The organism is Nocardia anaemiae NBRC 100462, assembly GCF_001612725.1.
In the GTDB taxonomy this organism is placed as follows: Bacteria; Actinomycetota; Actinomycetes; order Mycobacteriales; family Mycobacteriaceae; genus Nocardia; species Nocardia anaemiae.
Genome location: NZ_BDAZ01000025.1, coordinates 148,946 through 171,312 on the forward strand (window position 1 = coordinate 148,946; position 22,367 = coordinate 171,312).

General features: G+C 62.2%; 18 protein-coding genes, 1 tRNA gene and 1 pseudogene. 6 read left to right on the plus strand and 14 right to left on the minus strand.

Annotated features, from left to right (window positions below; translation table 11 throughout):
- Positions 1 to 67: 67 nt before the first annotated feature.
- The 7 genes and pseudogenes from NA5_RS16935 to NA5_RS16960 all read right to left on the minus strand — a co-directional run bounded on the left by NA5_RS16935 (position 68) and on the right by NA5_RS16960 (position 8,268).
- Complete coding sequence (locus NA5_RS16935; protein WP_062987059.1) at positions 68 to 1,744, minus strand: DUF885 domain-containing protein; 1,677 nt, start codon at positions 1,742 to 1,744, stop codon at positions 68 to 70.
- A gap of 104 nt (positions 1,745 to 1,848) precedes the next feature.
- Positions 1,849 to 2,544, minus strand: a complete 696-nt coding sequence (locus NA5_RS43485) for an ABC transporter ATP-binding protein (protein WP_245672266.1) — start codon at positions 2,542 to 2,544, stop codon at positions 1,849 to 1,851.
- A gap of 141 nt (positions 2,545 to 2,685) precedes the next feature.
- Positions 2,686 to 3,642: pseudogene (locus NA5_RS43490) on the minus strand (ABC transporter ATP-binding protein); the annotation flags it as partial.
- Positions 3,639 to 5,075, minus strand: a complete 1,437-nt coding sequence (locus tag NA5_RS16945) for a branched-chain amino acid ABC transporter permease (protein WP_062987061.1) — start codon at positions 5,073 to 5,075, stop codon at positions 3,639 to 3,641. The gene NA5_RS16945 and the pseudogene NA5_RS43490, both read right to left, overlap by 4 nt.
- Positions 5,072 to 6,109: a branched-chain amino acid ABC transporter permease gene (locus tag NA5_RS16950; protein WP_062987063.1), complete on the minus strand. Its 1,038-nt coding sequence runs from the start codon at positions 6,107 to 6,109 to the stop codon at positions 5,072 to 5,074. Before NA5_RS16950 ends, NA5_RS16945 begins: the two co-directional genes overlap by 4 nt.
- Before the next feature lie 97 nt (positions 6,110 to 6,206).
- Positions 6,207 to 7,418 carry a branched-chain amino acid ABC transporter substrate-binding protein gene (locus NA5_RS16955; RefSeq protein ID WP_062987065.1) on the minus strand — a complete coding sequence of 404 codons (1,212 nt, stop codon included), beginning with the start codon at positions 7,416 to 7,418 and terminating at the stop codon, positions 6,207 to 6,209.
- A gap of 232 nt (positions 7,419 to 7,650) precedes the next feature.
- On the minus strand, positions 7,651 to 8,268 hold the full coding sequence (locus NA5_RS16960) for an ANTAR domain-containing response regulator (protein WP_040688928.1): 618 nt from the start codon (positions 8,266 to 8,268) through the stop codon (positions 7,651 to 7,653).
- 224 nt (positions 8,269 to 8,492) lie between these two features.
- On the opposite strand from NA5_RS16960, the gene NA5_RS16965 reads away from it, so the two are divergent.
- The 4 genes from NA5_RS16965 (at position 8,493) to NA5_RS16980 (ending at position 10,621) form a co-directional block, all read left to right on the plus strand.
- Positions 8,493 to 8,579 (plus strand) — tRNA-Leu (locus NA5_RS16965).
- 139 nt (positions 8,580 to 8,718) lie between these two features.
- Positions 8,719 to 9,231, plus strand: a complete 513-nt coding sequence (locus NA5_RS16970) for a monooxygenase family protein (RefSeq protein WP_062987222.1) — start codon at positions 8,719 to 8,721, stop codon at positions 9,229 to 9,231.
- 245 nt (positions 9,232 to 9,476) lie between these two features.
- On the plus strand, positions 9,477 to 10,097 hold the full coding sequence (locus tag NA5_RS16975) for an arsenate reductase/protein-tyrosine-phosphatase family protein (RefSeq protein WP_062987067.1): 621 nt from the start codon (positions 9,477 to 9,479) through the stop codon (positions 10,095 to 10,097).
- 98 nt (positions 10,098 to 10,195) lie between these two features.
- Complete coding sequence (locus NA5_RS16980) at positions 10,196 to 10,621, plus strand: hypothetical protein (protein WP_062987069.1); 426 nt, start codon at positions 10,196 to 10,198, stop codon at positions 10,619 to 10,621.
- 466 nt (positions 10,622 to 11,087) lie between these two features.
- On the opposite strand, the gene NA5_RS16985 is transcribed toward NA5_RS16980, so the two are convergent.
- Both NA5_RS16985 and fxsT read right to left on the minus strand, forming a co-directional pair.
- Positions 11,088 to 12,002: a hypothetical protein gene (locus tag NA5_RS16985; protein ID WP_062987071.1), complete on the minus strand. Its 915-nt coding sequence runs from the start codon at positions 12,000 to 12,002 to the stop codon at positions 11,088 to 11,090.
- Positions 12,003 to 12,690: 688 nt separating this feature from the next.
- Positions 12,691 to 15,171 carry an FxSxx-COOH system tetratricopeptide repeat protein gene (fxsT, locus tag NA5_RS16990; protein ID WP_084484193.1) on the minus strand — a complete coding sequence of 827 codons (2,481 nt, stop codon included), beginning with the start codon at positions 15,169 to 15,171 and terminating at the stop codon, positions 12,691 to 12,693.
- 167 nt (positions 15,172 to 15,338) lie between these two features.
- Here fxsT and NA5_RS16995 point away from each other — a divergent pair, with 167 nt between their 5' ends.
- Both NA5_RS16995 and NA5_RS17000 read left to right on the plus strand, forming a co-directional pair.
- A complete protein-coding gene (locus NA5_RS16995) occupies positions 15,339 to 15,530 on the plus strand; it encodes a hypothetical protein (RefSeq protein ID WP_062987075.1) in 192 nt (63 codons plus the stop codon).
- A gap of 389 nt (positions 15,531 to 15,919) precedes the next feature.
- Complete coding sequence (locus NA5_RS17000; RefSeq protein WP_062987077.1) at positions 15,920 to 16,519, plus strand: hypothetical protein; 600 nt, start codon at positions 15,920 to 15,922, stop codon at positions 16,517 to 16,519.
- A gap of 216 nt (positions 16,520 to 16,735) precedes the next feature.
- On the opposite strand, the gene NA5_RS17005 is transcribed toward NA5_RS17000, so the two are convergent.
- The 5 genes from NA5_RS17005 to NA5_RS17020 all read right to left on the minus strand — a co-directional run bounded on the left by NA5_RS17005 (position 16,736) and on the right by NA5_RS17020 (position 21,143).
- Positions 16,736 to 16,927, minus strand: a complete 192-nt coding sequence (locus NA5_RS17005) for a hypothetical protein (RefSeq protein ID WP_062987078.1) — start codon at positions 16,925 to 16,927, stop codon at positions 16,736 to 16,738.
- A 101-nt stretch (positions 16,928 to 17,028) separates the two neighbouring features.
- Positions 17,029 to 17,964 (minus strand): DUF6615 family protein, encoded by a 936-nt coding sequence (locus NA5_RS43570; RefSeq protein WP_503826375.1) that lies wholly within the window; start codon positions 17,962 to 17,964, stop codon positions 17,029 to 17,031.
- A 21-nt stretch (positions 17,965 to 17,985) separates the two neighbouring features.
- On the minus strand, positions 17,986 to 19,200 hold the full coding sequence (locus tag NA5_RS17010; RefSeq protein ID WP_062987080.1) for a toprim domain-containing protein: 1,215 nt from the start codon (positions 19,198 to 19,200) through the stop codon (positions 17,986 to 17,988).
- 168 nt (positions 19,201 to 19,368) lie between these two features.
- Positions 19,369 to 20,496, minus strand: a complete 1,128-nt coding sequence (locus tag NA5_RS17015) for an XRE family transcriptional regulator (protein WP_084484194.1) — start codon at positions 20,494 to 20,496, stop codon at positions 19,369 to 19,371.
- Positions 20,493 to 21,143 carry a hypothetical protein gene (locus NA5_RS17020; protein ID WP_157110464.1) on the minus strand — a complete coding sequence of 217 codons (651 nt, stop codon included), beginning with the start codon at positions 21,141 to 21,143 and terminating at the stop codon, positions 20,493 to 20,495. Before NA5_RS17020 ends, NA5_RS17015 begins: the two co-directional genes overlap by 4 nt.
- Between the last annotated feature and the right edge of the window lie 1,224 nt (positions 21,144 to 22,367).

Genomic DNA, 22,367 nt, shown 5'->3' on the forward strand with positions numbered 1-22,367 from the left:
TCGATCACCGCACATTCATTGGACTCCGGCCCGGACCGCCCCGCAACTCGGGGAACCGCTCAGCGGGTCACAGTGTGGACACGAGTTCGCGCAGCACCGGCAGGCTGACCGAGCCGGAGCCGAGCACCACATCGTGGAATGCCTTGATGTCGAAGGCGGCGCCGAGTCGTTCGGCCGCCTGCCGACGTTGCCGACGAATCTCGAGCTGACCGACCTTATAGGCCACGGCCTGACCGGGAATCGCGATATAGCGGTCGATCTCGACCTCGATCTCGGCCAGCCCGACCGGCGCATTGGCCACCATGAAGTCGATGGCCTGCTGGCGACTCCAGCCCTTGGCATGGATTCCGGTATCGACGACGAGTCGGCACGAGCGCCAGGAATCGGCGGCCAGCATGCCGATGCGCGCCAAATCGTCGTCGTACAAACCCATTTCGTCGGCAAGGCGTTCGGTATAGAGCGCCCACCCCTCGACAAAGGCGGTATTCGCGAACGACTGCCGTTGGAAGCGCGGCAGCTGATCGAGTTCATTGGCGATGGTGAGCTGCAGATGATGTCCAGGAATCGCCTCGTGGTAGGCCACCGCCGCCGTTTCGTAGCGGCTGCGGCCGGTGGGTTCGTGCTGGTTGACGAAGTAGGTGCCCGGCCGGGAGCCGTCCGCGGCGGGCGGGAAGTAGTACGCCGCGGGCGCATCCGCGGCCAGGAAGTCCGGCACGGGGGCGATATCGCAGGTTTCCTTGGGCAGGCGGCCGAACCAGTTGCCCATCTCCGCGACCGCCGCACCGAGCGCGCGTTGCGCATCGGTCATGATCTCCTCGCCACCGACGTATCGCAGCTCGGGATCCTGGCGCAGGCGGGTGAAGATTTCGGTGCTATCGCTGGTGCCGAACAATCGGGTGCCGATCGCGGCGTATTCCGCACGCAGCAGCGCCAATTCGGAAAGGCCGAGTTCGTGGATCTCGTCCGCGCCGAGATCGGGCAGGGTGGTGTGGCGGCGCAGCTGCCGCCGGTAGATGTCCTCGCCGTCGGCACCGAGCCAGCACAGGCCGCATTTGTCGTCGGGACGGGCGGCGGGCAGCAATTCGTCGGCCAGGACGTCCCGATAGCGCTGGAAGGCAGGGCGAATCACCGCACGCGCGACCTCGGTGAGTTCGGCGCGCCATGCGGCCGCACCATCCCAGTCCGCCGGTCCGGCGAAAGTGGTGAACGGATCGGTGGCGATATCGGAGGCCAGGTAGCCGTCGAGTTGGTTGAGTGAGCGTTCGATGGTGATGCGCGCGGGTGCGCGGCCCGCCGCCAAACCGTTGCGGAACTGCTGGACCGCCTGGTCGAGCAGGGTGTCGAACTGACGATGGCGTTGCACCAGGGCAAGCGCGTGTTCGGGCTCCGGCGCCTTGATCTGGGGCGCCATCATCAGCAATCTGGCGTGCACGCCGTCCATCTGATCCGAGGTCAGTTCGGTCGGCCGCCACGCCAGATTGTCGATGGCCGAATCCAATTCGGTGCGCAGCAGGCTGCGGGTGACCCGGTCGGTTCCGTTCAGTTTCTCGGCGTCGAGACCGTCGAGCTGATCGCGCAACTCGCGCAGGGTCGCCAGCAGCCGCCGCTCGGCCTCGGGCGAGAGATCCTCCACGCGGTCATCGAAGCGGTGGTCACCAAGCAGGGTGGCCATGCTCGGCGCGGCCGCCAACACACTGTCCCAGTAGCGGTCGGCCAGATTCGTCAGTTCGTCGTGCCCGTCCACAGCGCCATTCCTCTAGTAGGGGTCATTGGGCGCGCCAGCGCCCAACGCGGGCCGGCGTCCGTGGCCGCCATCTTGCCTCGAGGCGACCACGGACGGTCCGACTTCTAACCCACGCCCAGGTAGGCGGATTTCACCGCGGGGTCGGTGAGCAGATCCCCGCCGATACCGCTCTTGGTGACCTCACCGGTCTCCAGGATGTAGGCGCGGTCGCTGCGGGTCAGCGCCTGCTGGGCATTCTGCTCGACCAACAGCACCGTGGTGCCCTGCTGGTTGATCTCGCTGATGATCCGGAAGATCTGCTGAATCACCATGGGCGCCAAGCCCATCGACGGTTCATCGAGCAGCAGCAGGCGCGGACGGGCCATGAGCGAGCGGCCGATGGCGAGCATCTGCTGCTCACCGCCGGACAGCGTGCCACCGACCTGCTTGCGTCGCTCGGACAGCCGCGGGAAGAGCTCGAAGACCCACTCCAGTGTCTGCCTGTATTCCGCCTTCTGCTTGAAAGCCCTTCCGTAGCAACCCATATCGAGGTTTTCCTGGACCGTCATGCCGGGGAAGACACCTCGACCCTCCGGCGCCTGGATCAACCCGTGCGTCACTCGCTCGTGCGCTTTCATCTGGGTGATGTCGCGGCCCTCGAACCTGATTTTGCCGCGGGTCAGCGGCAGCAGGCCGGACAGCGCGCGCATGGTGGTGGTCTTACCCGCGCCATTGGCACCGAGCAGGGTCACCAGCTCACCCTCGGCGACCCGGAGCGAAACACCGTGCAGCGCTTGGATTCTGCCGTAGTTGACGACCATATCGTCGACCTCGAGCAGCGGCGGTGCTTCGCTGAAGTCGCGCGGCTGCGGCTTGCGATGCTCGCCGACGGCCGGAGTCGGTTCGTCGGCGGGCGGTTCCGGCTCGACCACTTCGGTTACGGCGGTGGCCTTTTCGGCCGCCGCGGCCTCGGCATCGGGCACACCCAGATACGCGGCGATCACATCCGGGTTGTCGCGGATCTCCCCGGGTAGCCCATCGGCGATCTTGCGACCGAACTCCAGTACCACGATCCGGTCCGTGACCCCCATGACCAGGCGCATGTCGTGCTCGATCAGCAGCACGGTGAACCCGTCATCGCGGATCTTGCGGATCAGATCCATCAGCGCCGACTTCTCGCTCGGATTGAACCCGGCGGCGGGTTCGTCCAGGCAGAGCAGTTTCGGCTCGGTGGCCAGCGCGCGGGCGATCTCCAATCGGCGCTGATCGCCATAGGAGAGATTGCGCGCCTTCTCCACCGCACGCGGTGCGATGCCGACGAATTCGAGCAGGGCCATGCCGCGCTCGATCGCATCCTTCTCCTCGCTGCGGTGCCGCGGGGTGCGGAAGATGGCGCCAGGCACCGAGGTCTTATGCCTGGCGTCGGTGCCGACCACCACATTCTCCAGCGCGGTCATCTCGCCGAAGAGCCGCACATTCTGGAAGGTACGGGCGATACCGAGCCGGGTGATCTCGTTGCGCTTGGTCTTCGTCAGCGGTTTGCCGTCGAAATACACCAGACCCGAGGCCGGTTTGTAGACACCGGTAATGGCGTTGAAGCAGGTCGTCTTGCCCGCGCCATTCGGCCCGATCAGTCCGAGGATTTCACCGCGGCGGATCTCGAAGCTGACCTTGTCCAATGCGGTCAGACCGCCGAACTGCACCGTGAGCTCATCGGTGCGCAGCAGCGGCGCACCCACCGCGGTCTCGATATCACGGTGCGGGGCAACCACATCCGCGACGACCTCGGCATCGGCGAGCACCGGGATCACGGCGGTGACATCGACCTCGCCCGCACTCTCGACCTCGGGCGGCGCCGCATAACCTGCCGCCATATCCTCGTTGTCGAACAGCGCGTCACCCGCGCCAGGCCCGGTCATCGTCCCGCTCCGATCAATTCGCGCTCACCCGGTTTGCGCACGGCCTGATAAACCTGCCTACCGAAGGTCAGTAACTTCTGCCGCACCGGGAACAGACCCTGTGGCCGCAGAATCATCATGACCACCAAGGTAATTCCGAAGTACATGTACTTGAGGTCGCCGAGGGACTGCGCACCGCCGACGCGGAAGAGCAGCACGCTGCCGAGCAGCAATGCACCCATGACGCCGGTGACCACCATGCCGGTAATGCAGCCGCGCCGCGGCCACGCACCCAGACTGTCGCTCTTGTATTTCCACACGAGGACCAGCCCGACGAAGACCAGCACGTCGATGGCCAACAGGATGTATCCGGTCGACTCATTGCTCACCAATTTCACCGACTGCAGCCGCGCGGGCAGATAGGCGATGATGAACGCGCCGAAGATGACTCCGAGCTTATTGCCCTGACCGCCGATGACGACCGCGCACAGGAACAGCATCGAATTGATGATGTTGAACCCGGTCGGATTGATGAACTGCACCTGACCGGCATAGATGGCACCGGACATGCCGCCGACCGCAGCGCCGATCAGGAAGGCCCACAGCTTGAATTTGAAGGTCGGCACGCCCATGATCTCGGCGGCGTCCTCGTCCTCGCGAATGGCGACCCAGGCGCGGCCGACCCGGCTGCGTTCCAGATTGCCGACGATCAGCAGCACGATGATCACCAGCACCATCGCGAACCAATACCACCAGGTGCCGTAACTGGCCCGGTCGAGCAGATTCGCGCTGTCGGCATTGCCGCTATTGCCGCCGGAGAACACACCCTCCGGCTTGCTGGCGGATTCGCCGACGTGTGGGAAGGCGACACCGGAAAGACCAAGGCTGCCATTGGTGATATCGGAGAGATTGTCGGCGAGCAGTCGGACGATCTCACCGAAGCCGAGGGTGACGATCGCCAGATAGTCACCGCGCAGCCGCAGGGTCGGGGTACCGAGAATGATGCCGGAAATGGCCGTCACCGCGACCGCGATCGGCAGGCAGGCCATCCAGGCCCAGGTCGGATTCAGCCAGCCGCCGTCGGTCTGATTCCACGGACTGTTCGGACTGGTGAGCAGGCCGACCGTATACGCGCCGATGGCGTAGAAGCCGACATATCCGAGGTCGAGCAGCCCCGCCTGTCCGACAACGACATTCAGGCCGATGGCGATCAGTGCGTACATCGCGACCTGGGCCATGACCAGACCGAAGTTGTAGCCGGGGGTATCCAGCAGCGGCGGCGGAAACAGCGGAAGCAGTGCGAGCAGAATGAGGATCGGCACGCCGACACCCCATTGCGCTGGGCGGCTCAGGCCGTCCCACCAGGTCCGAATCGAATCTCCGACACCATGTCTCGGCGTGGCCGCCTTGGGTGTCTCGGGTACGGAATCAGGGGTTTTGGTCGAGTCGGTCATGCGCGGGCCCTCCCGAGACTCTCACCGAGGATGCCGGTCGGGCGCACCATCAGCACCAGCACCAGCACGACGAACGCGACGACATCGCGCCACTCCGAACCGAGCAGCGATTGGCCGTACTGTTCGACCACGCCGAGCAGAATGCCGCCGAGCAATGCGCCGCGCAGATTGCCGATGCCGCCGAGCACTGCGGCGCTGAATGCCTTGATGCCGAGGATGAATCCGCCGGAGTAGATGATGCCCTGCGGGATCTTGATCGCGTACAGCAGCGCGGCCGCACCGGCCAGCACACCGCCGATGAAGAAGGTCAACATGATGACCCGTTCCCGCGAAACGCCCATCAGCGTCGCGGTATCGGGGTCCTGAGCGACGGCGCGGATGCCGCGGCCGAATTTGGTCCGGTTGATCAGTACCTCGGTCACGATCGCCAGCGCGATCGCCGCGAGCACGATCAGCAGTTTGATGTTGTCGACCTCGGCTCCGAAGAAGCTGAACTGCACGCTGGGCTCGACCAGTTTGATCGGCTGCTGCGCATTGGTGCCACCGAGTTTGGGATTGATCTTCGGCAGGATGAAGTGCACGAATTCCTGGATCACGAACGACATGCCGATCGCGGTGATGAGGAAGCTGAGCGGTTTGGCCCCGCGTTTGCGCAATGGCCGATAGGCCACGCGCTCCAATCCGACCGCGGCGCCACCGGATACCAGCATGCCGATGATCATCGCCAATGCGAGATAGGTGACGGTCAGGATGATGCCCTGGGTATATACATCGGGATTCGCCACGAATCCGAACAGCATGAGCCCGACCAATTGACCGAACATGCCGAGCATGAATATTTCCGAATGGGCGAAATTGATCAGCCGCAATACGCCGTAGACCAGGGTATAGCCCACGGCGACCAAGGCATAGATTGAGCCGTAGGTCACCCCGTCGACGGTCAGTCGCCAGAAGTTATCGATCACTCCGTGGTAATTGAAGTCGATCGAACCGCCGGCGAGTTGTACTACACCGGCCAATGCCGTTGATGTCATTCGTCTTTTGCCCTCATTCATTCGCCCATCCGACACGGCGACACGTACGGGGATTCCCACGAACCCCCGTACGTGCCGCCGTGCGGATTGTCTAGGGCTACTTGACCTCGTAGATCCAGATCAGTGCGTTGGACAGTTCACCGGTCGGGTTCCACTTGTACTGGCGCGCAAGACCGGGGCCGTCGTAGGACCGCACGAATTCCAGCAGGTCCGGACGGGTCAGCTTGCCGCCATCGATGCCCTTGGCCAAGATCGTGGTCAAATCGTAGCCCTCGACCGAGTACACGCCCGGCTCCGCGCCGTTGAGCGCCTTGTAATCCGCCGTGAACTTATCCGGCGCGGGACCACACGGGCAGGACAGTACCGCGCCCTTGGACGAGCTACCGGCCTGGGCGACGAACTGCGGATCGTTGGTGCCGTCGGCCGAGACGAAGACCGCCTTGACGCCACCGGACTTCAACTGCTGGGCCAGCGGCGCGCCCTCGGAGTAGTAGCCGGAGTAGAAGACGGCGTCCGGCGCGGCACTGGCAATCTTGGTGACCGTGGCGGAGAAGTCCTTGTCACCCTTCTTGATGGCGGCATTGCAGGATGCGTCGTTGGCCGAGCCGAGGCCCTCGATAATCGTCTTGGCCAGACCGGTGCCGTAGTCGGTGTTGTCCTGGATGACACAGACCTTCTTGTAGCCCGCGGTGTTCACCAGGTACTTGCCGACCGAGGGACCCTGCACGCCGTCATTGGCCAGACCGCGGAAGAAGCTGGTCCAGCCGTTCTGGGTGAGCGTCTCATTGGTGGCCGAGGCGGTCGTCGAAACCAGTCCGGCGTCGCTGAGGATCTTGCCGGTTGCCTTGGTCTCACCGGAGAACGCCGGACCCACCAGGCCGATGATCGACTTGTCATTGACGATCTGCGGGATGACCTGGGTGGCCTTCTGCGGGTCGCCCTCGGTGTCGAACTGCTTGAGCTCGATCTTGCAGCCCGGGTTGGCCTTGTTGTGCTTGTCCAGCGCGAGCTTCACGCCGTCGACGATATTGATGCCGAGGGCCGCGTCCGGGCCGGTGAGCGCGCCCGCCATGGCGATCGAGGTGCCCGCCGGGCAGGTGGCCTTGCCGTCGCCCGCCGGGTCGGCGGCCGAGGCGCTGTCCGACTTCGGCACCTGCTTACCGTTGGCGTCGATCTGCATGACCGGCTGGATCTTCAGGCCGCCCGCGCCGCTGGTCCCGGAGGCGCCCGAACCACCGTCGGTCGATTTATCGCTACACCCCGTCAGCACGAGTGCGGCGGCGGCACCGATGGCCAATGCACCCCGCATCGAACGACTGCGCCATGTCGAACTAAGCACGTTTCACCTCTACGTCCTGTGCTCCCCCGGGCTCTCCTCCGAGGAGGCCGACCACGTCAGCCCGGTCAGAACATAGCGTTGGTGCGTTAGCGGCGCATCACATTCGGATCATCCGATCGACTTCGTTTCGAATTTTTCATCGCGATCAGGTTTCCGGAAAGTAAAATTTCCGGCCTTGAACGGCCGGGGCGCACGGACGGGTCTACTTCGGGGCCAGATTTTCCAGCACCACCTCGGCTACCGCCTTCATGGTAGTGCGGCGGTCCATCGCCGTACGTTGAATCCACTTGAATGCCTGCGGCTCCGACAATCCCTGGGTCTGCATGAGCACGCCCTTGGCCCGCTCGACCAGTTTGCGCGTCTCGAGGCGGTCGGCCAGATTGGCGACCTCGCTCTCCAGCGCGGTGATTTCATGGAAGCGGCTGGCCGCCAATTCGATGGCGGGCACCAGATCCGATTTCGTGAACGGCTTGACCAGATACGCCATCGCACCGGCGTCGCGCGCTCGCTCGACCAGATCGCGCTGACTGAATGCGGTCAAAATCACAACCGGCGCAACGCGTTTCGATGCGATCTCGGCGGCGGCATCGATACCGTCGCGGCGCGGCATCTTGACATCCATGATGACCAGATCCGGCCGATGCTCCACCGCCAGATCCACCGCCTGCTGGCCGTCGCCGGCCTCACCGACAACCTGATAGCCCTCTTCGGTCAGCATCTCCACCAGATCCATGCGGATGAGCGCTTCGTCTTCCGCGACGACGACCCGCTTCGCCCCGGCGTCCCGCTTCGTGCCGGCGCCCCCTGCTGTGTTGCTCATAGGTAGACCCCTCTGGTTCCGATGCCGTGTCCCCGACACGCGAATGAGTGGCCGTGGTCCGGGCACCGGTCCATCGCCCCACACTGTCGCCGTCGAGTGATGTAAAGAGTACCTTTCAGTTCCGCATACAACCCATATACCCTGCGCAAACCGGGCGTCTATCACTTCGGACCCTGCCCATTCGTGATTTTCGACAGTGACCCGCTATGCTTTCCCACCGGTGCGCCGATTTGGCGGAACTGGCAGACGCGACGGTCTCAAAAACCGTTGTCCGAAAGGACGTGTGGGTTCGAGTCCCACAATCGGCACCAGATAGGCGGCCCGTGCTCTCGAGGAGCACGGGCCGTTCTCGCGCGAGGCCCGCTCGGGCGGCGATCGAACTACGGCGCGGACTGTCTCGTATTTCGGGCGTAGGGTTGCGTGTGGGCAGCCGGATACGGAGGTGCCTCGATGCGGGTTAACAGGACCACTGTCGATCTGTCCGGGTATCCGGATCTGGTCGTCATCTATATCGGGATGCGGGTGCGCAAGCCGCGCGGATTCCTGCGATTGCTCGGTCTCGGCCCGAAACTGTATCGGTCGCACAAGGATCGGCCGGATGGGCTGTTGTCGCACGAGGACGTGATCTGGTCGCTGTTTCCGCCGCATTGGGGAGCGCGGCAGTATTGGCGGGATCTGGATTCGCTGGAACGGTGGACACGCTCTACGCCGCATCGGGATTGGTGGCAGAGGTTCCTGCGCGACTCCGGCGGAACCGGGTTCTGGCATGAGGCCTACTTCATGCGCGGCGGTATCGATGCCATGTACGACGATATGGGGGCGAGCTCCGGACTGCCGCGGTTCGCACCGGTCGTGGCCTCGCGCGGCCGGATGTTCACGACACGGGAGCGGGTGTACGGCGAGGCGCCCGAGGTGGCACCCGTGGTCGCCGAATCCGCGTACTACCGTGGGGAGTCCGAGTAAATCCGATCCCCAACCGTGGCAATACTCGGCATGGTCGAAACCGCTCGCGCCGGGTACCTTCAGCACGACGCCCAGACCTCGATTACCGATCGACCGCCTAGCGGCAACACGTATCGAGCGTTTCTCCGAATACCGGGGCGTACTTCGTGTACGGCACTTGACCAGCAGATGAATATGTATTTCGCGGGCTGTGATTCGATGCCGATGGCCTTCTGGTCGGTCCGTGCGCGGCCTACCGTGTCCGCATGCACGTCCTGTTCGTCTGCAACGGCAATGTCTGCCGTTCGGTAATCGCCGAGCGGCTGACCCGCGCCGTAGCGGTCGAATACAACCTGTCCGGACTCACCGCGGAAAGCGCGGGAACCCGTGCGCTGGTTGGCTTTCCGATCGAACCGCTCGCCGCGCGGACCATCGAGGGACTCGGCGCCGACGCCGACCATTTCCGGGCACGCAAGCTGAAGCCGGAACTGATCGACCGCGCTGATCTGGTGCTCGCCATGACCGAGCAGATCCGGGACCAGGCGGCACGGATGGCATTCGGGGCCGGATCACGCACCTTCACCCTGCTGGAAGCACATCGCATCGCCAAGGTCACCGGCGCCGAGACGATCGCCGATCTGCACCGCGCCCGCCACGATCTCGCCCTTGTCGGGCGGGAAAATATCGCCGACCCCGTCGGCCTGTCGGAGGCCGCGTTCTGCGAGGTCGGTGACCGCATCGCCGAGGCATTGGTACCGCTGCTGCTGGCCTTGGCGCCGCACGAACAGCAAAGGCCCGTCGACGACGACCGCAACGGCCTCGTAGTGGCCCCTGGGGCGCGTCCCGCGCCGCTGGCCGCCTTCCTTGCCGCCCAGCGGATCCGGTGACACGCAGGGCCCGGTGTCCAGTTAGCGGGTAAAGGGATTACACTCGCGCGCGGAATAACTTCCGCCGTTGATGGTTCGACACACGACAGGAACCAGACATGCCGAAACGAATCTCGGATGTTTCGCTCCATGTTTATGTCACACCGGAAACCCTCGATCGCGTCGTCGATTCGGTGCGCGAGGTGGTGGACGACCACCTCCAGGACCGCGATGTCTTCGCGTGGCGCTTCACATTGCCCGTCGAACCCGACGCACCGGAGCACCTACTACTCGAAACCCAATGGCGCGTAGAGCATCCCGGCCAAGAGCACGGGGCACGACGCACCTATGAGATCGCACTCAGCCTGGTCGGTGCGCCGCGCGATCTGACCGCACCGAGCCTGGGCGCGCTGGAGAAGCGCCTGATGTTGGAAACCGCCAGTTGCCCAATGGATCTGGCGATCCCGCGAACCATCCGCGTGCAGCGCCGCGACAGCTTCGACTTCGAAACCGAGCGCGAACGATTCCGCCTCCCCGGACCTTAGGCCCCGCGCCTCTTGCCGGTCGTAGGTGGTCGGCTGGGTCGCATCGAGGGCGGCCGGTTCGACCGAATCCAGTTCTGGGTGTACCCGATGAGTTACCAGTGTGCTCTCTAAACGGGTCACCGCTGGTCATGGTGCCGACAGTACCGTGTGTTCTGGGGCCAATTGCCATCTAGTCGTCAAGAATTCGGCCGACGTGTGTCTAGCGTGGTGCTGAATGACGCGGTGTGTCGGTGTGGCCTGGTTGGGCGGGGGGCCAGCGAGGAGGCGGGGCGCAGGGGAAGACGTAGCGCCGGATGCGGTGAGAGCCGCACGTCCGGTCGGCGGGCGGCCACGAGAGACGGACCGTCGGGACATGCAATGATTCGACAAACTCGCTGGTCGCTACCTCACCACCCCCATCAACCAATGGCTACGACACGAATGAGGGAGGGCGCACACCCCGCCCTCACCACCTTCAAAACACAGGCTAATCGTTGCCGTAGTCGGGCTCCATGTGGTCCATTGCATCGTCCGTGACACCGAACTCGTCATCGATGCCCGCAGCAACGATGACCTCCCAGCCGTCGATCACCAGTTTGCAGGTTTCGCAGCTGAAGTAGTCGGAGCCGACCGTGAGTTCTGCCCACACGTCGTAGTCGTCTTCGCCGATTTGCTCGTGCTTGATCTGTGTATCGTTGACGTTCTCGCCTTCGACAACCCCTGTGGAGCCGCACGCTGGACACTTGGCGTCAGCGTGATATGAAAGACCGAGGCTGATATCCCGAGGTTTCTCCCATTCTGTGGCGATCCGCCTCGGCAGGTCCCCAGATCGCGATTGGGCAAATCGCTGCTTGGCTCGCTCGACAAGCATTTGAGCCCGGTGCTCGATGTTCTTCTTATTTCGGGTCAGATACTTTTCCACGAGGTCGGTGCGAGCAGCACCGACGAGGTCTTCGACATCCTTATCCAGCGCATTCACAAGGATCACGGCTTGCGCCCAGTATCGGGGCCACCATGCCTCGGAGGGAATCCGAGTGAACGTTGCTGCACCGCCGTGCAGGTAGTTGTTGCGCGCACCAGTAATTGCACCTGCCTCCTTTTCGCTGAACGGCGGAAATGCTTTGCTACATCGCGATATCAGCGTCGTAGCGGTCACCGATGTGAATCGGGCCTGACCTTGGGTGAGACCGCTGGCAACCAAGAGGTTGCCGCCGTCTTCAGTCGGACTGGCTATCAGTAGTGGAGAATGCCGCGACAGTGCTGCCTTCGCAAGCAGTTCGAGGGCAAGTGCGGCCCAAAGCGCCTGCTCGTCGAAGTCTCTCACCACGTCATCGTCCATTGCGTGACTGATGAACAGCTTGGCTTTGAGCCACAGCGCGTGTGCGTCATAACTGTCTGTCATCGCGTGTTTCCGATCCGGTACGAAATCCTGGTCAAGGTGCGATCCTCATCACCATCTTGGACTGCTGCGCGAGCATGCAGAGCTCTACGGTTGTCAATGAGTAGGAATTGCCCTGCTGTCGTCCAGGGATGGGTGGAAGCACTGCTTTGCGAGTCTGCAAAGTATTTGACTGCATCCCGCGCTCTTTGGTTACCCGCTCGCATGCAGCCCGGATCGTATCGGAGCCGTGCAGTATCGTTGTCGTACGCTGTCGCGAGGAATGATTCACTCCCTGTGTCGACTACGAAGACGGCATCAACAAGCCATCGTGGCCTGTTTTGTGGACGCCAAAGCATCGTTGGTGTGGTGTTCGGCACCTCGGCGAACAGAATGATCAGATCAGGCGTCTGCCGGAGATGTGCACCATCAGTGTGTAGCGGTTGCGGCCCTAACCCGTAGATTGCGCTGAGGGACCGCGGTGGTGCGTTTTCAGGCGTGGTCGGACGCAGGTTGGTCACCGCAGGTTCACCAGGTCGAATGGCGACCTGCTCCCATCCGAGGTCCTTTATCGCCCATTCGATCTGGAACATGGACGCAGGCTCTGTACTGCTGGTCCAGCCGGTACGAGCAGCCTCGTTCTGCATCTCGGTCAATCGCTCGGTCATCGACACGTGTGTAGCCCCTTTTCAAACGAGGTAGAACGAATCGCTCATCGCTCGCGGTCGGCAAGGTTTCGTTCGAACAACGGGATTGCCTCGGCCACGCGTCCCACATCTCGGTAGGCGAGGGCAAGGTTGTGGCGGGTTGTCAAGGTGTCGGGGTGGCCGGGGGCCAGGATGCGTTCGCGATCACTGAGGACCCGCTCGTGCAGTTCGATCGCCTCGGCCAATCGCCCCGCCGACCAGTAGACGTTTGCGACGTTGTGGCGGGAGGTGAGGGTGTCGGGGTGGTCGGGGCCGAGGACACGTTCACGGTCAGCGAGATTCCGCTCGTACAGGTCAATCGCTTCGGATAGCCGCCCCGCTGATCTGTATGTGCCAGCGAGGCTGTTGCGCGAGTACAGGGTATAGGGGTGTTCAGCACCCAGGATGCGTTCGCGATCACTGAGGACCTGCTCGTGCAGTTCGATCGCCTCGGTCAATCGCCGCGCTGACCTGTAGGCGTTTGCGACGTTGTGGCGGGAGGTGAGGGTGTCGGGGTGGTCGGGGCCGAGGACACGTTCACGGTCAGCGAGATTCCGCTCGTACAGGTCGATCGCTTCGGATAGCCGCCCCGCTGATCTGTAGGTGTTGGCGAGGTTGTTGCGGGAGTGCAGGGTGTCGGGGTGGTCGAGGCCGAGGACGCGTTCGCGGTCGGTGAGGTTCCGCTCGTACAGGTCGATCGCTTCGGATAACCGCCCCGCTGACTCGTAGGTGTTGGCGACGTTGTGGCGGGCTGTGAGGGTGTCGGGGTGATCAGGGCCGAGGACACGTTCGCGGTCAATGAAAACCTGCTCGTGCAGGGTGATCGCCTCCGGCAGCCGCTCCGCCCAGTGGTAGGCGTAGGCGAGAGTGTGGCGGGCTGTCAGGGCATCGGGGTGATCGGAACCGAGAAACTGTTCGTGTTCGACGACAGTTCGGCGAGCTAGGTCGATGGCGCGGGTGAGATCAGAGGATTCGATGAGCTGATGGGTAGCCCACCGGCGCATGGCCAACACGATGGCGAGGGTGTCGAGGTCGGGGATGTGGTTGATGGCTTCCCAGAGTGCTTCTATGTGGTCGACCAATCGGGAGCCTTCCTCCCGCCGTTGAAACGCTTGGGCTTCATCGAACAATTGCGGTGCGAGTATCACAACCGCGTCGGCGGCGATACTGGTGATGGTGTGGGTGGTTTGGGCGCGTTGTCGCAGAACCCGACCCAGCAGTCGGTGCATCACGATGGTGTTCCCGGTGGTCGACCACGACAGCAGCGACCCCTCCACGCACCGCTGCAATGCTGCGGCTAGATGGCAATCGGAGTCGGGCAGCATCGTGTAGTCGACGCCATCGGGGGCGAGCATCGCCATCACACCCAGCAACCAGCGCACTTTCTCGTCGAGTTCTGGGGCGCCGGTGGGGGTTTCGGTGGTTTGGATCGACAACAGTAGCGCCTGATCCACAGCCAGGGGGTGGTCGCTTCCTCTACGGCGCGGCAGCACCGCGGGCAGTGGTTGAGCCGCGAGGAGTTGTCGGTAGCGGCTGTAGTCCAGGCGACGGCCGGTGATGGTGGCCGCTGCGGCCGACAACGCCAACGGCAGATCCCCGAGATCCTTCGCCACCTGCGCGGCACCGATGTCGTCGTTCAAGCCGGTCGACTCTCGCAGATAGGTGATCGATTCATCGCGGGCGAATCCCTCACCGGCGTCGATGATCTCGCCGAGTTGAGTGAACGAGCGGTCGATAGTGGTCACCACCACCCGGGTCACGCCGCCGGTCGGCAGAAATCGATCTACCAGGTCGGGGTCGGTGGCGTTGTCCAACACCAGTAGCGCTGGGTCCTGGCGTCCCGACAAGTGATCACGCAGCCTCCGGGCCGAGACTGCGGAATCGCCATCGGGGCCGGCTACCCCGACGCGGGTCGCGATATCGGCAAGACCGGCCAGCAGGGTGTCGGCGGTTTCGGCGTTGACCCAGCCCACCACCCCCTCCCCTGCACCGACGGCCTCCCGGGCATAGGCAGCCGCCACTTGTGTCTTGCCCGCGCCCCGCATCCCGGTCACCACTACCGCCACCGATGCACGTTGCAGCGTCTCCCGCAGTTCCTCCACCTGCGCACGAACCACGAAATACGGTGCGCGTCGAGGGATCCTGCCCACCACCACACACCCGGCATCAGGTGAATCCGGGCCGGGTCGGGATCGCGGTGGTTTGCGTTGCGCGTTGCCGCGCAGGGTCTGCCAGTAGGTGATTGTGCGCTTATCCGGGATCCTCGCCGCAGGGGTCTTCCCGGACTTGGCGTACAACACCCGCAGTACCTTCTCGAATTTGCCCGCATCACGCGGGATTACCACTGCGGCGTCATCGGAGTCGAACCACCCTGCGACAGTACTGATCGATACCATGCCGCCGATTTCGCTGGCGATAGCCGTCGGCGAGGGCTTACCAGCCGCCGCGTACAGCGCCCGCCACTGTGCAAGGTACTCCTCTCGCGGCGAAGCAGGCCTAGCGGACATCACTACGCCTTCCTCGACTCGTGACGACCCGGCACGAGTCGTAGACCCGTGAAACCCCTCCCGACATGCACATATCCGCACAATAACTGACTCCGGGATTCGTACACCGTCGAATCCAACGGCTCACTGGAAGGCGACCGCTTCACCCCACGTCGATCGGAAACCTCATGTCACACACCGACAAAGCCCTCCTGCTCACCGTCGCCGGTCTCACCGCGCTCATCGTCGGGATCACCGCGGGCATACTCGCCCGCATCGACGGCGCCACCCTCGCCACCACCATCACAGCTGGCGGGATCGGCTTCGCCAGCACCCTCACCCTGATCTTGGCCTGCATCACCACATACACCCTGCTCTAGCAATTCCTCCGACACCGACCGACGCCAAAGACCCGCAGCTGGTTGGTGAATGATGTTGGGGTGTCCGCTGATTCGCGTCCTTCCCATGGAGTCAACGGCCCTGGTCGGGGCGCTGCCGGAGCACCAACCACCCACACTCGCAGCACAAGAACCCAAAAACTCAGCCCTACCAGAGCGGTTGGTCGTCGGTGAGGTGTGCGGGGTTCCATTCGTCGGCGGACACAGTTGTGGGGTCGGTATCGATCGGTTCCGGCGAACGGGCCCGCCTCGGTGCGGGTTTCCAGAACACCGGGAAGGTGTTGCTGGGAAGCTGGGACCGTCTACAGTCCAGCGCAGCTGGCGCAGCGCAGCGATCACCCACTCACACATCGCAAACGATCGGAGACACCATGACCGGCGACTCGGATGCCGACATGCGGTTGCTCACTCTCGCCTTGATGGGTGAGTTTGCCAAGGTGCAGGATGTCATCGACGCGCTGGTGGGAATGTATTTCGAGCGTCGAACTCCCGGCCTGCAATGGTATTTGAAGCAGAAGGGCGTGCCTGCCCGGATAAGCGACACCGATCGCCCGCGGTTGGTGTCCTCGATTGCGGAAGACCTCGGTACCACAGGTGACCTCACGAACTTCCGGACGACGTTCGAGCGAGTGAAGCGTGTTCGAGACTACGCGGGTCACTCGGTGCGGATAGAGATGCTGGACAGCGACACGATTCTGCTGAAGAAGCAGTTCGTTGAGTCGGCAGAGGCCAAGCTGGACCCACCTGTGACGGTGACGCGAGCGGAGTTGGCCTCCCACCACCGGGACGTGTTGTGGATGTTGAACCATGTGCAGTACATCATCGGTTCGAGCGATCTGACGGTGAAGACCTACCTCGGTGATCGAGAGATCCAAGCGCTGGCTCCTCCCGCAAACCCGGAAGACTGGAACGAGATCGGATACGTCTTCGTCGACGAACAGACGGTCACGAGCACGTCTGCCGAGCGCTGATCGGGAGCACCCGGTCCAGGTCCGACGTGATTGGGAACTCCTGCCGGTATCGAGTCGGTGTGACTTCGCGAGGAGAGGCCGACGAGGTGGATCAATCCTCTCGTACGACCGGTCCGCGAAACCAACAGTAGGGCAGGTGGCCGTCGGGGGAGTCAACATACAGGTTGTAGGCGGCGCGGATGCAGTCGCCGACCTCGGCGGTGTGACCGGGTTCGATCAGATATTCCACAGCGAACCGGGTGATAGCCAGGTGGTGAGCAGTTCGTCTTCTTTGTCGTAGATGTCGAGCCATGAGGTCGTGGCTTCGGGTAGTGGGGTGTCGGTGATTTCGAAGCATCGGATGAATGCGGCGCAGCGGGTGAGAAGGATCGTGTACCGGACAGGTCGGTATCCGAGGTAGTCGACCATAGTGGGCTCCTGACGGAGCCAAGCGCCGGTTCACAGGCGCCCGGCCCGTTGCGATGCGCGATCGATGATTCGTACGTCAAGCCTCGATAGTCTGCGGCCGACTAGACATAGACCACTACGATTCCCCTGGCTGTTTGAACGATTGCGTCTGGCACATTTCCGGATTCGATGAACATGCTCACATACTCGGGAGGGCTTGACCGAAGGCCGTCTAGAACGTGCGGCATATATGGGACAGAGAAGTGCCCGCGGTCCTCGGGGTACTCATGAAACACTGCATTGGCTCGCGCATCGACTCCATCCCCAGTAATTGCAGATGCGTGCCCCATACGCATTCGCAGCACCTGTTCAAGAATGGACTTCGCAATTCCTCTCGCACCCGATTGCGGTCTAGTCAGAAAAGATTTCAACGCGGGATCGGTAACGTCTGCCCACGCAAGATACAGTCGGCGACCCTTCGGGGCTGGTTCGCCTATGCTCTCCAACGGGCTCGCAAATTGGTATGCGATTCTTGCGGTCTTGGAACGATCGTATTCCATTGTCTTGTGTGCGATAATCCCGGGCAGCACAGCGACCGACTTTCTCTCGCACTCGTCGCATATTAGAGGCTGTTCACACTGCGGCGTACAACCGAGGCTGCTCCGGTATGTTACGTCACCGCAGTAGAGTACGTAAACCGGTGGAACACCAAGCAGTTTTGCATTGTCGCAGAGTCGTGTGATTTGCTCGGATTTACGGTAGCCGAAGTTTATTCGATAATTCCGGCCGTTTGTAGTGCTAAGCGTTTTGGCCTGGACCAGCATTCCGAAACATTCGTTGCTGCGGTCTATGAACCACCAGATCCAGTCCGCACCTACCTCTCGCTCTTCCGGCTGGGTGAATTCAGCGTATCGAATCTGACCGACTTCGTGCGCTTCGGCCAGAAGTAGGTGCGTGACCGTGCGTTCGTCCCACATGCCGCCGTGTTCAACGCGGGTACGCATATGTCGTTGTGCGACTATTCGTGCGCCACGAAGTCCGGCGAGTGATGTTGTCATTAATGCTCACCTACTCCGATGCTAGACGAAAGCTTCCAGGATTGTTTCCACTATTGCCTCGACCCCACTCCAATCCTGCGTCATACGTGCATCCGGATCTTCCAATGCCTTCTTCACTTTTTCTCGAAAATCCTTTTGAACTCGTTTCTTGTCAGCACTTGGAAGTGAGCCTTGATATGCGCTCTGCCCTGGGATGTACCCGTACCACTGCACGGGAACCAAATGGCCGTCGACCGACAATAGCTCTTTACCTAGGTACATTTCCAACGAACCTGCGAGGCCGTTGATATCCATCGGAATCGGCGTAGGATTCTGAGGTCCTAGCGTCGGATAGTCCTTGAGAAGTGGTATTGGTGGATAATGACAAAGTCGATAGTTCTCGGGTAGAATTTCCTTCGCGAGTTTGGAGAGACCATCACGACCCGCGGTGTCATTGTCTGCCAATGCCAGGACCCTGTTGGCGATACCTGATCCCATGAATGATCGTACGAGCTTCGCTAGATTGTCGACACCACCGGCAGCACCGCCACTGAAGTCCATGAATCTCAGATAATGGCTGAGGTGTGGATGTGTCACCTCGATTGCAGCTGACAGCAATTGAGAGTCGCTGGAACCTTCTGTCAGGACGACAATGGGCGCGTCGGCGACAATGACGCGCCGTCTCGATTCTCTGGCATTATCCGTAATGGGCACGTTTACCGTATCGACGTCGGCGTAGTGCCGTAGCCAATAGATCACCGGTGTCATAGGGTCATCGACCTGATCCAACAGAAGACGAAGAAAGGAACGCCGTGTCATTTGGCCGACTATCGATTGCGGAAAACCGAACTGAGGAGCCTGGAAGTTGAACGGCGTCCTGCGGCCGAGCGCCCTACTGTCGCTCCAGTTCACCGACATCCTAAACTTACCCAGCAGGTCATCTGCGTCGTATGCGGGGGTCCCGAAGATGGTGATTCCTGCATCGTCGTTCGCTTTATTGACAGCCGCATAGAACTCGCTCAGCGATTTTTCTCCGGTGAATCCTTGAAGCTCCAGCCGATCCCGTAGCGCGAGGACGGTTGCGCTGTACTCAGACCTCGTCTTCGTGTAATTTCGTTCGGCTTCTGTGAACAGTATGGCAAGATCGGAGCGATATCCACGCTTACGGCCCAGGTATGGGAATTCGCAATATTTGTCGTACCTAAAATCGCGAACTATTACGAGATCACTGGAACGTACATGGTTGTCGGTGGCCATGACCCTTCTCCTGATGAGTTTGTCCGGAGCAGCGTGGACGGCACGATAATGTGATCTGACCGCCCTCGCGGATTCGTGTGTCGCAGAGCAGTGCCTGTCGCAACTCCTCAGAGCGCTGGACACTGTCGTGCCGCGGGCTTCGGCGGGTTTGTTCGCTCGGGTTGTTGGCTATAGACGCGCATTCTCGGGCACGAGCGAAAGCTTGGGACGCGCTGCATCTTTCAGCGATGACCGTGCTCCGTCGCCGGAGTGGGACGTCATCGCCAAACCGAACATGAACTCGGTGAACCCGTCGGTGGTGAGCCCGAATTCCGCCGCGATCTGCCGGGTCGTCAGCCCTTGTCCTCGGAGGGCAGCGAGAACTTTGCTCAGCACCTGCGATGACTCTTTGGTGACCGTCGAGCCGGGTTCGGCCGACCTGAATCCGCGCTTGCTCAGTTCGACCAGGGTGGACCGGTATTGCCAATCGGTTATCAGTCCGAGGTCGTGGAGTCGGTGAGCAAGCGCCGTCGCCGACACACTCCACCGAGTCTTGGCTCGGATGATTTGCGACACTGTGGGATTGCGCAATCCCGACGCCAGAACGTCATTGCGGGGCATCAGCAAAGCACTCGCGAATTGGTTGGCTTCCCGCTCGGCTTCTCTTCCGTGCGGTATGGCGTGCTCACAGTGAACGCACAAATGTCCCAACTCGTGCGCTGCGTCGAACCGGAGTCGCTCGGCGGACTTGCTGGTGTCGAGGAAGACGAACGGCGTGCTTCGGTGATAGAAGCTGAAGGCATCGACGTCCCGGAAGTCGGATGCGATGCTCAGCAGACGGACACCGTGAAGTTCCATCGTGGCGAGAATGTGGCGCAGCGGTCCAGTGCCGAGTTCCCATCGTGCGCGCAGTGTCTCGGCCGCGACTTCGGGGTCCCAGTCCGGGAAGGTAGGCACATCGTTGGCCGGTAGGGTGAAACGACTTTCGATCCACTCCATGATTTCGACGCCGAGCTTGCCTGCCGATCTGGCGCGATCACGCTCACGGGCGGTCATTTTGCTGAGGGCACGGAAGCTGATGGCGTCGGCTTCGAGGGGATCGATCTCGCTGAGACTGAAGAACTCGGGCAGTACGTTCAGTGCGCGTGCGAGTTCGACTCGTCTCTCGGGAGAGGGTTCTTCGGTTCCTTTCTCCCATCGTTGAATCGTCTTGTCGGAGACACCGAGTGTCGATGCCAGATGGGTGCGCGCCTGACCGGCTCGCCGTCGTGCGAAGGCGAGCCGGGAGGGGGCGAATTCATCTGTTGGCATGGTCATTTGGGAAGAACCGGAACCTCGGGGCCGTCGTCGGGTTCGTCAGTATCGGGATAGATGTCGACCTCGGGATTCAGCTGGAGCGGGTTGAGGATGATTCGTTCTCGCCAGCCTGAGGGGTAGTCGCGCTTGTCGAGATAGCTCGGGTTGCTGATCTCGACGCGAACTTCCCCGTCGACGATCCGATGGATCAGGTACCAGATGTCCCAGCAACCTTCGACTTTGGGCGAGCTCGGGAAGCTGGAGTCGATCGAGTCGAAGCCCTCGGCGACGTAGCGGACACTGTTGAGCGCGCATGACCCCTTGGGCCACTTCGTGGTGAAGCGATCGTCGGTTCCGGGCAGGCCGGTGAATTCGTTGCCCGCAGCGGCGATGATCGCGATGCAGCGCTCAACGGCGACTGTCCGGGCGACTCCGTCGGTTTGGTCGATCTTCCACTTGCGCGGGATCAGAAGCTCACGCAAGTAGGCGACGGTGGCCTGGTGCATACGCTGCCCCGCGGTCCCTGGCGGAGACAGCGGGTGCGCTCCCTCAGCGTCGTTGAGTGCGCGCCGGATAATGTCCTCAAGGACTTCCGATTCGGACAGATCGAAGCGCTGGAGGGGGTCGGGGTCGGGTTGAGCAAGGTGCTGCCTGTACAGGAGGGCCACCGCACCTGCCTTTCGTGAGAGCCGCTGAGCAATGTCCGGAAAATCTACCACACATGAGGTCGCATATCTGGACATGCTTCTCCCGTCGAGGCGCGTGTGACGAAGCGCCGTACCTTTCATCGACCGTCAAGGCTGAGCTGGTAGTTGTCAGCGGGCGAGGCTGTGCGTTTGTCACTGGATCGACAGGCTAGTTGGCACTAGCCTCCGTGCTCGACCGGTTGCGACGAGGGGACGACGGCAGGCGGCCAATCCTGCGGGACAAGGGACCCGCAGGGGTCCCCACGCCTTCTCCAGTTCCACGCAGAAGCCGCGGATCGGGCTCACATCGCCTGAATGCCGGACACCACCTGGCCAGTCAACAGGCTCCCGCCAGACTCATCCCGAAACACCTGTGAAGCTTCGGTTTTGATGTCTTATTCGTCAATTTCGACACGTCATCAGCGATTCGCTCACGCTCGTCTTCCCGATCCCCACCTGACACCTCTTGCGGCGCCTTTTCCTCATCGTTCACCACGACGGTCTTCAACCAACGCAGCATGAGGCGGTTTGGAGCCTCCCCCTGCAGGGCGACTCCGAAGGGCCAACCTCCATCGCCCACGCAGCACCGCTCCAGATCGGTTGCCTACACTCCTCTTTCGCGTTCAGGACACAACACAGGAATTGACAATTGCTCTTCGGGCAGCTGGTGAAGGGGCAAGGGTAGCGCGGCATGATCTCTTTCTCGCCGACGAAAGCTGCTGTGCGGCGATGATCTAGGTGGCCACTGACAACGAGGATCGCGTAATCGCCCTGAGCGGTAGTGCTTCGTGTGCACGGTCAGCGAGAGTGCCTGTTGTCTGTCGACGGGTTTCGGTTTCACTTGCTTCGCCTTGTGGTGGCGGTCAGAACCGCGCGAGCATCTGCGCGGCGGCTTTTATCTGGATGGAAGACGGCGACGAATCCCGCGCATAGGCGTGCGGGGCGGTCGGTGTGCAGCCACCAGAGCGCCGCGCTTAGGATGGCGGCGCCGGCGCCCGGCCCGCGACCTTCGCGTACATGCAGTACTTCGTGTGGCCGCGTCTTCGGTTCGGCAGTGCTTCGACTCCATTGCGCCGCATCGGAGTTGCCGCAATTCCGCCTGTCGCGGTGGCAGCCGGTTGTCAATCCCTGGCCTGGCGTACTCCGCGCGGACACACCCAAACTGACACCTACTGGTGCGGCTTCAAAATGAGGCTTTCCGGGTCG